Raw genomic sequence first — 10,275 nt, 5'->3', positions numbered from 1 at the left:
GCGCAACTACTTCCGTTCATGCTCCTTGCGTTTCACCCGCTCCGCCTTCTGATGCTCCGAGTACGCAGCACGTGCCTTGTCGTACTGCTCGTCCGAGAGAGACACGAGGTAGGCGACCGTCTCGCCCGACCACACGTGCGATGCGCTGTTACTGTGCTTCCACGCGTACCGCTTGTCATCGCGCAGGTTGTCCTTCCCGCAGATCGCCTGGTGGTCGTAGCTATTCAGGCGCCGACCTGACCGCTTCTTGTTGACCCGTTCGAGCAACGGGAATCCACCGAGAGCAGGTTGTCGAGGCGACGGCGGAGGTTTCCACGTTCTGTCCTCTTTGCTTGATCGATCAGGAAGTTTCCGAATGGCCTTCAAGATGAGCCGTTCAAGGGATGCCTCATCGGTTGCTTGTATGTAGCAGGCGAGCACGAAATCTTGGATCGCTTCTCTTGCGAGAACATGTCGGCAAGGAGGTCATCGACCGCGTCAGCGCTCCATGTCGCGTGCCGGTTCGGTGAGGAAAGGACGATGTGCGAGTCACCTGTGCTCCGAGCTGGCGCAGCTAACGGATCGTCTCGGGTCCGCCCGCATCTGCGCGCCGACCCATCTCATCGAACGCGCTCATGCGGACTCCTGCCAACGAATCTAGATCACCCTCACATTCTCTCAGCCGGACGCGACGCGGACGAGTCAGCACGCAGTGGCAAGCGCCCTCTACCTGCTACGCCACCGCCCGAATGCACACGACTCGGCGGCCTCAACCTCCTTCCCAGCGGACCGACGGGGACTGTCGGAATAACGGTTTGCGCCCAGACGGCTTGACAAGTTCCAAGGGACACTCGCAGGTCGAACACCTTCTCTTACTGTCTTGGCCTGCACTGCTCAGTCCACTTCGAGCCGTCGTAGTAACGCTGCTCTGAGCCATCAGTGCCCGGATAGACGTACCAGCCCGCAGACCACGTCCTAGCCGTGGCGACCGGCTGGGCCGGTGTAGCTACCGGCTGGGCAGTGGCCTGTGCCCGTACTGTAGCTTCGACACGCGCGAGGCCTGACTCACGAATCGCGCTTTTCACAGCCGTCTTGATGATGTAGTACAGAATTACGACGCCAATTATGTACCCTAGGACCATCAAGCTCAGCCAGGTGGCCTCATCCATCTTTTCTGTCCCTCTCTTCGACTGCTAGCACGACCTTGCCCTCGCGCTTCTTGGCGAACCATTCAGCAGTTGGTTTGCTGTCAGAAAATCACATCACCGTTTGAGAGAATGACTGATACCTAATCGTCATCACAGTTGCCAAGACACAACAGGTCCACCGCTACGGTTAGGGGCATAGTGGAGAATTAGTGCTTCATCTTCCGGAACGTTGAATGCGAGCTTGCCGGAAGATCGCTCGCCAGCATTCACTCTGGGTGTGGAGAAAGAGTCGTCAATGTCCGATATTCCGGACGAATCGCGGTCATATCTGTTTCCTTCCGAATCAACGACGTAGAAATGCAGTGCATTGAACGACTCACTGGTCACACCCACAACGTCGATATCCACGATTGCCCATTGACCATTCGACGGCGGGTCGGAATAGCGGCGCTGTGCCTGATCGCTGAACTCTACATCTGTCAGGATGATGTTGGCAGTGACCTCTGTTCCCCGAGTAATGCTTACCTCATCGTCGACCGAAAACAACCCCTCTTCATCTGGCAGGTCCGGAGCCTTCTCCTCTTGCATGGCTTCTAGCTCAGATTCCAGCTCAGCAATGAGTTCCAGGTGTTCGGGGTTATCAATTTCTACTACTTCGCCTGGAACTTCAACTTCGACTTCTACTTCTCGCGTCTCCACCACTGTCTCAGGCTCCGAATTGAACGCCGTTACACCGAGACCGACGCCGATGCCTCCGCCAGCGATAAACGCCACTGCTACGACCGCAGCGGCCTGCTTGATGGCGACGGTAGCTCCCCCGCCTCCGCCGGACGGCGGAGGCGGCGGTACCTGCTGTTCTGTTGTCATGATTATTACCCCCTGATCGTTTGGTCGCGCTACCGTACCGGACGGTGCGGACACATCGTTATGATGCGAACTAAACATCACGTTCTGATCACGTAGGTTCCGGCGCAGCCACACAAGTGCCGTTCGCTGCCAGCACTACGACCAAGCCGCGCTCAGCTAGCCCCCTCCGCGCTCGGCGCATCATGACCTCGGCCACTTCACGCACTAGCGCCTCCGCTGGCATCGCCATCAGCTGCCCTGCACTGCGTACGCCAGCCAGGAGTCACGTCTGCCTTTCGAGACCGGTCATGACGCTTCGATTCAAGACACTTCTGGCATTCCGGCCTCCGATCCGTACGTCAGCCGTGCGTTTGTGCGGCGGGCGCCTACTCCCTGAGCAGCAGAAGCACGTTGGTCTGATCCGCGTCAACGACGTGATGCAGGGAGGCTTTTCCATGGCCATTGCAAGGATCGCCATTCTGCGTTGGTGCGCCCTCTGTAGTTCGCTCCGGCTCCACGAAGAGCTAGCAGGCAATGCCACTCGTCCACTACCGGATCGACGCATCCTCGTGTGCGACCAGTGCGGGTTTATCACCACACCAGCGCGATGAGAACTGCGGACACGACGGCGCTCCAAGAGCCTGATCACCAAGGGGTACCGGTCGGCGCCCCCGATGAGAAGCGCTGCCAGAACGAGCACTGTAGGCGCTGGTTCGTCGCGGCCAGCGTCGTACAACGATTTTGCTCATCGAGGTGCCGCACTGTGGCTCGCAACGAGCAATCCGTCGCTGGCGAGCCGCGCTCATGCGAACAATGCGCCGCCGATATCGCCGGTCGACGCCTAAACGCGCGATTCTGCTCATCCGTCTGCCGCTCGCGCGCCAACCGGCAACGCACGCGAGTGAGCAACCACCAGACATGCCAACAATGTGGTGCGGACCTCGCGGGTCGGCGCGCCGATGCCAAGTACTGCTCGTCAGCGTGCCGCGCAATGGCGTACCGCGCGCGGACTCGCATCGATGGTGAACACCCATGATGTCGATCAAGGAACTGCACGCAGGCGACGGATACACGTATCTGCTGCGTGGCGTGGCTGACGGCGAAGGGATTACTGGCGTCGTCTCGCCCATGAGCCGCTACTACGCCGAGTCCGGTCACCCGCCCGGTCGGTGGATGGGCACGGGCCGTGCCGGCCTCGCCGACGGCGCCGGCTTGGCCGCCGGTGAGCACGTTACCGAAGAGCAGATGGAGCGACTGTTTAAGCACGGCACCGATCCGCTCACCGGACATCCTCTCGGACGCCGGTACAACCAGCCGCGATCATGGCGCGAGCGCGCCGAGGCGCGCATCCGCGCGTTGCCGACGACGCTCACCGGCCAGGAGCGTGCTGCACGCACAGCCGCCATCGAAGCCGAGGAACGTGCACGGCCGACCCGCCGCCCGGTGGCCGGATTCGACTGCGTGTTCTCCCCACCGAAATCGGTGAGCACACTGTGGGCGCTCGCTGAACCGAGCGTGCGCGATCAAATCGCTCATGCGCACTATGTGGCCATCGACGAAGTCATTCGCGTCATGGAGCGCGACGTCGCGCGCACCCGAGTCGGCACTGACGGCGTCGCCCAGGTCGAGGCTCGCGGATTGATCGCCACGGCATTCGATCATTACGACTCCCGCGCTGGCGACCCGCAGCTCCACACCCACGTGGTGATCGCCAACCGCGTTCAAGGTCCAGACGGCAAGTGGCGAACGCTGGACTCGCGAGGTTCGTTGTTCCCAGCCGCTGTGGCCATGAGCGAGCTCTACGACACGCTGCTCGCCGACCAGCTCACTTCCCGCCTCGGTGTGCAGTGGGAACGACGAGGTACGCCGGCGAAGCCGAAGAACCAGTCGTGGGAAATCAGCGGCGTCCCGCACGAACTCATCACGGAGTTCTCTCGGCGGGCAAGAGGCATCGAGACGGTCACCCATGAACTGATCGCCGCCTACCGTGCCACCCACGGGCGTGATCCGGACGACGTCACGATCGTTCGCCTACGACAACAAGCGACCTACTCCACTCGCCCGGACAAGCAGTTTCGATCGCTCGCCGAAATGAGCGCCGATTGGCGCGCCCGCGCAACGACGTATGTCGGTCCCGACCCGCAACGCTGGGCCCGTGACCTGATCAGCCGCGCCGCGCATACACCGGTACCAGCTCCGAGCGACAAAGGCGTCGCACCACTCATCGATCAGCTAGCAGCCGAGGCGCTCGATGAGCTCAGTACCGAGCGTTCAACCTGGCGTACCTGGAACGTCCGCGCGGCCGCCGCGCGCGCATCCATGCCGCACCGAGTATCGACTCCCGCTGAGCGCGACGCTCTCATCGAGGCGATCAGTCGACGAGTGACCGAGATGTCGGTCAACATCACCCCACCAGAGCTCGCCTTTACCCCCGAGAAATTCCGCCGCAAGGATGGCACGTCGGCATTCCGGCGCACCCATGGCGACATATTCACCACGAACAGCATCCTCGACGCCGAAGATCGGCTACTGGTTGCGTGCGAGACGCTAACGGCTCCCGTGCTCAACCCGAACACCGTCGAGCGGGCCGTCGTAACGTCCTCCCCCAATGGACTCACAACCTCGATAGATCAGGCCACAGCCGTACAGCAGATCGCGACCAGCGCACGCATGCTCGACGTCCTCGTTGGCGCAGCAGGCAGCGGGAAGACCACCGCTCTTGCCACCCTGAGGTCAGCTTGGGAGGCCAAACACGGTCGCGGCAGCGTCGTCGGGCTCGCCCCCTCAGCGGCAGCCGCCGAAGTGCTCGGCGAAAGCCTCGGCATTCCGACCGAGAACACAGCCAAATGGCTCTTTGAATCAACAGGAGCCACCAACCAGCACCGCAGCCCGGCGGTCGAGGGACCGGCAAAGCACCGCGTCCCTGTTAAGGCGCAGCCGTGGTCGTTCCGCGCTGGACAGCTCGTGATCGTGGATGAAGCTTCACTCGCCGGAACCCTCGCGCTTGACGCTCTTCGCGCCCAGGCTCAGGCCGCCAGCGCAAAGCTGCTTCTGGTCGGAGACAACGCGCAGCTGTCGTCAATCGATGCTGGCGGTGCGTTCGGGATGCTTGTGCGCGAACTGGGGGACCGAGTTCTCGAACTCACCGATATACGGCGCTTCATCCACCCGTGGGAGCGAGACGCCAGCAAGCGACTACGCGTAGGCGATACCGGCGCCATCGAGACCTACATCGACCATGACAGGGTGCGGGACGGCGACCGCGAACAGATCATCGATTCGGCCTACAGAGCTTGGCAGGCCGATGAGGCCGCCGGACACCGCTCGCTGCTCATTGCCACCGACGCAGCAACCGTCCGCGACCTCAACGAGCGCGCGCGAACGGACCAAGTCGCCGCTGGTTGTGTTGAACCCGGCGGCGTCACACTGCACGACGGCACCAGCGCCGGGCGGGGAGACCGGATCGTCACACGCCAGAACATGCGGAACCTGGCTACCGGTCCACGCTCCTTCGTGAAAAACGGTGATCAATGGTTGGTCCGACAACGCGATGACGACGGCTCGCTCATCGTCGCCCGGCAAAGCGGCGGACCTTCAGTCACTCTCCCCGCTGGCTACGTCGCTGAACACGTCGAACTGGCATACGCCACCACCGCGCACCGCGCGCAAGGTCGAACCGTCGACACCGCTCACGCCATCATCGACGACACACGATCCACTCGTGAAGCTCTGTACGTCTCGATGACGCGGGGCGCGCACGCCAACAGCGCATACGTCATCACCGAACTGACCGACGAGGAAATCCCCGACGACCACGTCCGCACCGCCCGCGACGTCCTCTGCGAGGTGATAAAGCGTAGCGGCGCCGAACTGTCTGCCCGGGAGACCATCGCCGACCAACAGCAACAAGTCACGAGCATCGCCAGGCTCGCCGCCGAGTACGAGACGATCGCGCGCGAAGCGGCCGCAGATCATTGGTCCGGCATCATTGGCGCTTGCCCGCTCCCCCGTCTCCGAGACTTTCCCACGACGTCGCCGTCCTACCCGCTACTTGTCACCGCGATGCGTCGCGCTGAAGCCATTGATCTGAATCCAGAGCAGCTCCTGCCGCGCCTTGCCACAGCCGAGGAATTGGACCGCTTTGACGACCCGATCGCCGTCCTCCATCACAGGCTTGATCAGTTGACAGAACATGCCGCCGCCACGAGATCAGACCCAGGTCAGCAACACCTAATCGCCGGACTATTCCCCGTGGCCAAACACGTATCCGATCCTGCACTACGCCGCGCACTTGACGAGCGTGCAGTGCTGATTGGGCGCCGCGCTTTTGAACTCGCCCACCGAGCCATCGCCGAACAACCCCGCTGGTTGGCCGAGCTTGGGCCTGCTCCAGACGACACCACTAAACGTGATCAATGGCTACGATATCTCGCGACCGTCTCCGCCTACCGCAACCGATATGGGGTGCCGGACAACGTTGCTGTCAACAGCCACCCCACATCTGTTCTGGGCCAACGTGTCGATCAACGGCGTGCTGGGGAGGCGGCCGCGCAGTCGCGCCACCTGTCAAGCGAGTTCCTCGCCCTACCCGCCAGAGCACAACCTAAGCGCCGACCTGCGCCATCCCCAGTACTGTGATCATTATTCGGCCTGGCTAGGGGTCAAGGAGCTGAGCGTACGTGCGCTGCCGTGCGCGTCACCATGCAACAGGGACACGCGGCCGCGAACGTTCGACTCACGTATCGCGATCTTGTTCATGCTCCGCGACGCGGCTCTCGATCCCCTTGCGCTTTGTCCTGCGATCCCATAACTCTCGGGGTCTCAGCGTTGGCTGCCTATCGACTGACACGAGTGCGATCATGTCGTCCATAGCCGCTACCGCCGTTTCGAAGGCAGCCTGGTCGATGACGTCACTGTTGACACGACCCAACAGGCCGCGTTCGGCAGCGCTGGCATCGTTGGCCTTCACCATGTCGGCAATGCGCTTGTTGAGCCATGACTCTTCCGATTGTGGCGTTCGGAATCCTTCCGGCAAGAATGCGCGGGCCTCGCCATAACCAGTCGTCCAGGCCCCCACAAGGATCTTAAGATGGCGTCTGATTTTCTGTCGCCGCCTTCTAGGGAGATCAGGTAGCTTCTGAATAATCTCCTCCGCGAGGCGCACTTGCGACTCCAACGAAACGTAGTCCGCTGGGTAGTTCTGCCGAATGACAACCTCAGCATGGCGATACTTCATCGCATCGCGGTAGGTTTGCAAGACTCCGCGAATCGCTATTTCGGCCTCGAGATGCCGTCGGCCGAGCTCGGTTCGCATGCCGATCTTCGGAGCGAGAGTCGCACCACCGACTGTTCCGCTAGCAAGACTCACAGCTACGGTGATGATCCACTGCAATGCGTCCACAACGCCTAGGGTAGATCATTTTGAGTGCCCGCGTGGTCGCAGCAGGCGGCGAGTGACACGGACACATCCGGCACACGACGTCCACGGCTGCCAAAATAGCTGTGCTCAATCACAGGCGTTTCGTGACCCAACTTGGAGCTGCACATGCCAAGTACAGCTGAACGGCATTTCCATGCGGCCATAGTGAACGGAGCCGAGCGGCTGAAACACGAGATCGGCTATAACCCGACCAGGTTTACTCAGATGATCGGCGATCACGGAGCCATCGAGGCTGCCCGCCATCTGCTCCGTGGGCCTACCGCCTCCGATGGCTTCACCACGCTCTGGGAGCATGGCCGACTGGACGTCAGCGTTGAAGCCTTCGTCCTGCTGCCTTGGTATCGGGGGCCATTCACGGACGCTGAGACAGAGGCAGCAGAGCGGCGTCTGGCTGCGCATAAATTCGATGTTGAACGCTTCCTGCGGGAATCCATACGCAATCCACCGGATTGGTGGCAACAAGACGGCGGCACCGACGGGGTTTAGTTTGTATTCGACAACTTGAAAGTCCAAGCGTCGTCACTCTCCGTTACGAGCTCTGAACCGCCCCCTCACCGACACCGCCCGCGACATCCTCAACGCAACCGGCACCACCTGTCCGGCACACTAAACCGGCACGCCCCGGGTCAAGGAGCTGGAAGTTGGGGCAGCATAGAGAATGACGACACAGCGCTGTCTCCTCAAGCGCTGGTCAGTTGGTTTCTCATTTGCAGAAGCGCCTGGACCAGCGCTCCACAATCAGGTCAGCCAGGCAGCGACCAACACACCCACGGCGCTTCCAACCGCTGTGATGATCAGGCCAGTAACGATCGACGCGACTCTGTGTTGATGCCAAGCTCGTCCGACGGCCGTACGTCCACTGGCGTAATGCTCTTGGCGTGTTCGCGGAACGAGCTTCACCCGATCAGGACTGAACCGTGTTGGCATGAAGACATAGGCCAGCCGTCTCCACCAGGAGTGACGTGGCACCCGCTTGAGGTTGTGCCATGCGTTCACCACTCGGACGTAGACATGGTGATCGGTAGACCAGTGAAGTCTCAATGCCACGCTCGGAGGACGTGCGAAATAGGTGAGCGCTACACCATTGCTGCCTCGAATCACCAGGCTGACGATGCGCTCTAGCGCAACCTCCCTCAGCGGCTGCATTTCCGATTCGCTCTTCCGCATTCCGAGGTACTTCACCGTCACGGGCATGTCGCTAGCAGCCTGCTCGTCTCCGGCAACTGCCAAGTACAGCTTTTCAAGATCGTCCTTGTACATCACCCGTTCCCTCAGTGGTACCGATGGCCGTGGATTCGCAAGCAATGGCACGACCTCCTCCTCACGTCGCGCGTGCAGGCACAGCGTAGGCCCCAACGACGAGCGCACACCAGGTGAACACGCACAGGCTCTGGTCTCTGGTCATTATCGACCTGATCGTCTAGGCTCCCGCGCAACTGTCAGGACTGGACAACACAAGCATGGAGCGCATGTGGTGGCGGATGCATCGAGGCAGGACGGCGCTCGGGTCGGCTGGCCGTGTGGCCACGAACTACGCCCAGTTGCCGAGTTGCCAGACATCCTGATCAAGGCCGGATCGCACCACGGTAAACGTGCGAGGAAGCTCTACCAATCGAAGAAGTACGAAGAGCTATTGGACGCTGCGATCAGTGCGGGCATCGCGGTTGAGATGGTCGCTAAAGCGTGCGTTGCGAAGCTCAACCCAGCATTGCTGGCAGGACGCTTGCTGTCCACCGATCAGAAAACCGCTGGCGCGCAGGACACGATACTCTACTTGGCTGGTCACCACGACCTAGCCATAGATGGCAACTACATCTCCAGAATCTCGACCGTTAATGCAAAAGTTGCTGTCGCCGTCGCCAAACGCATTGACCGGCGAAAGCATCTTCCCAGCGCCGATACTGAGTGCGTTATCGATGCTCGAGACGCAGCTATACATATGGGCTTGGTAGATGCAGGCTTACTCGAGAACGCAGTCGAGAACATGGTTCGCTTCATCGATGGTGCGCTCAAAATGCTCAACAAACAGGACGATGAGTTTTGGGAAAACGTGGACAGTGAGAGAGTCAAACAGCTACTCGACCATATAGACGCCAGAGGAATGGCAGCAGTAACCGACAAGATCAAGCAGAGCAAGGAACACTATTCGTACATGATCCGCCTACACGGTTACCCAACTGTGCATCTCTTAGCCGATACAGCAACCAAGTTTATATTCCACCAATGGTCAAACTCTAAGATCATGAGCGCAAGATGTCCAGCATGTAAGAATAACGGCTGGTACGTGGTTGACTCAATGAGTGACGCTGAACATGATCATGATGAAGTCCTCATCAGTCATCACTATGCAATAAGCCACTTCGAATGTCCATACTGCACATTGAGACTCGATGAGGACGAGCTGGCACACGCTGGCCTGGAGGACGATGGAGACGAACTAATGGAAAGTGAATGGGACGAAGACTCGGAAAGAGAGCGGTAGGCGCGCATCAATGACGACGTTGGGCGACATACCGCTTGAGGGTGACCTTAAGCCCGAAGACATGGAGATCTTCCGTCGGGCCAACACGCAAGATCAACTGATGGCGATTGCCGCACTTCACAGGAATCGCGAGGATCTTAGATTCGCGATCCAACGCGAACCTAGCAGTGTGAGCTATCTCGCACTATTTCTCGCTGTCGTGGCATTCACTTCATCCGTGGTCCTTTCACAGTTGGAGGCAGACGTGGGAGCGATATCCAGAGCGCCGCTCATATCGTTTCTCGTTGTCTCGGTTTTACTACTGGTGACCTTGTACTGGCACGAACATGGCTCCAGACGCCATGCTGACTGTGCGCTGAAGGATCTTCGAGACGTCTCGA

8 protein-coding genes are annotated in these 10,275 nt (G+C 60.3%); 3 read left to right on the top strand and 5 right to left on the bottom strand.

What is annotated here, in order from left to right; all coding sequences use genetic code 11:
* Window positions 1-6 precede the first annotated feature (6 nt).
* From F7O44_RS08040 to F7O44_RS08030, 3 genes are all read right to left on the bottom strand, one after another.
* On the bottom strand, window positions 7-267 hold the full coding sequence (locus F7O44_RS08040) for a hypothetical protein (RefSeq protein ID WP_162449706.1): 261 nt from the start codon (window positions 265-267) through the stop codon (window positions 7-9).
* Window positions 268-851: 584 nt separating this feature from the next.
* Window positions 852-1,121: a DUF2510 domain-containing protein gene (locus F7O44_RS32290; protein ID WP_425501377.1), complete on the bottom strand. Its 270-nt coding sequence runs from the start codon at window positions 1,119-1,121 to the stop codon at window positions 852-854.
* Window positions 1,122-1,277: 156 nt separating this feature from the next.
* On the bottom strand, window positions 1,278-1,994 hold the full coding sequence (locus tag F7O44_RS08030) for a DUF4352 domain-containing protein (RefSeq protein ID WP_162449704.1): 717 nt from the start codon (window positions 1,992-1,994) through the stop codon (window positions 1,278-1,280).
* A gap of 1,011 nt (window positions 1,995-3,005) precedes the next feature.
* Between F7O44_RS08030 and mobF the strand changes: the two genes are divergently transcribed.
* Entirely contained in the window at window positions 3,006-6,611 is a 3,606-nt protein-coding gene (gene mobF / locus F7O44_RS08025) for a MobF family relaxase (RefSeq protein ID WP_162449703.1), read from the top strand.
* Window positions 6,612-6,708: 97 nt separating this feature from the next.
* On the opposite strand, the gene F7O44_RS08020 is transcribed toward mobF, so the two are convergent.
* A complete protein-coding gene (locus F7O44_RS08020) occupies window positions 6,709-7,374 on the bottom strand; it encodes a hypothetical protein (RefSeq protein WP_162449702.1) in 666 nt (221 codons plus the stop codon).
* Between the two features lie 144 nt (window positions 7,375-7,518).
* On the opposite strand from F7O44_RS08020, the gene F7O44_RS08015 reads away from it, so the two are divergent.
* Complete coding sequence (locus F7O44_RS08015) at window positions 7,519-7,899, top strand: hypothetical protein (protein WP_162449701.1); 381 nt, start codon at window positions 7,519-7,521, stop codon at window positions 7,897-7,899.
* A 252-nt stretch (window positions 7,900-8,151) separates the two neighbouring features.
* On the opposite strand, the gene F7O44_RS08010 is transcribed toward F7O44_RS08015, so the two are convergent.
* Complete coding sequence (locus tag F7O44_RS08010) at window positions 8,152-8,673, bottom strand: hypothetical protein (protein WP_162449700.1); 522 nt, start codon at window positions 8,671-8,673, stop codon at window positions 8,152-8,154.
* A gap of 211 nt (window positions 8,674-8,884) precedes the next feature.
* On the opposite strand from F7O44_RS08010, the gene F7O44_RS08005 reads away from it, so the two are divergent.
* On the top strand, window positions 8,885-9,895 hold the full coding sequence (locus tag F7O44_RS08005; RefSeq protein WP_162449699.1) for a hypothetical protein: 1,011 nt from the start codon (window positions 8,885-8,887) through the stop codon (window positions 9,893-9,895).
* The last annotated feature ends 380 nt before the right edge of the window (window positions 9,896-10,275 follow it).

The organism is Phytoactinopolyspora mesophila (assembly GCF_010122465.1).
GTDB lineage: Bacteria > Actinomycetota > Actinomycetes > Jiangellales > Jiangellaceae > Phytoactinopolyspora > Phytoactinopolyspora mesophila.
Note: the sequence above shows the minus strand (reverse complement) of the source record. Positions and strands in the feature narration are given on the sequence as shown.

What these genes read in the sequence shown, in the direction of transcription:
- F7O44_RS32290 (WP_425501377.1), bottom strand. Translation starts at nt 1,121, where the DNA reads ATGGTCCTAGGGTACATAATTGGCGTCGTAATTCTGTACTACATCATC.
- F7O44_RS08030 (WP_162449704.1), bottom strand. Translation starts at nt 1,994, where the DNA reads ATGACAACAGAACAGCAGGTACCGCCGCCTCCGCCGTCCGGCGGAGGC.
- mobF (WP_162449703.1), top strand. Translation starts at nt 3,006, where the DNA reads ATGATGTCGATCAAGGAACTGCACGCAGGCGACGGATACACGTATCTG.
- F7O44_RS08015 (WP_162449701.1), top strand. Translation starts at nt 7,519, where the DNA reads ATGCCAAGTACAGCTGAACGGCATTTCCATGCGGCCATAGTGAACGGA.
- F7O44_RS08010 (WP_162449700.1), bottom strand. Translation starts at nt 8,673, where the DNA reads ATGTACAAGGACGATCTTGAAAAGCTGTACTTGGCAGTTGCCGGAGAC.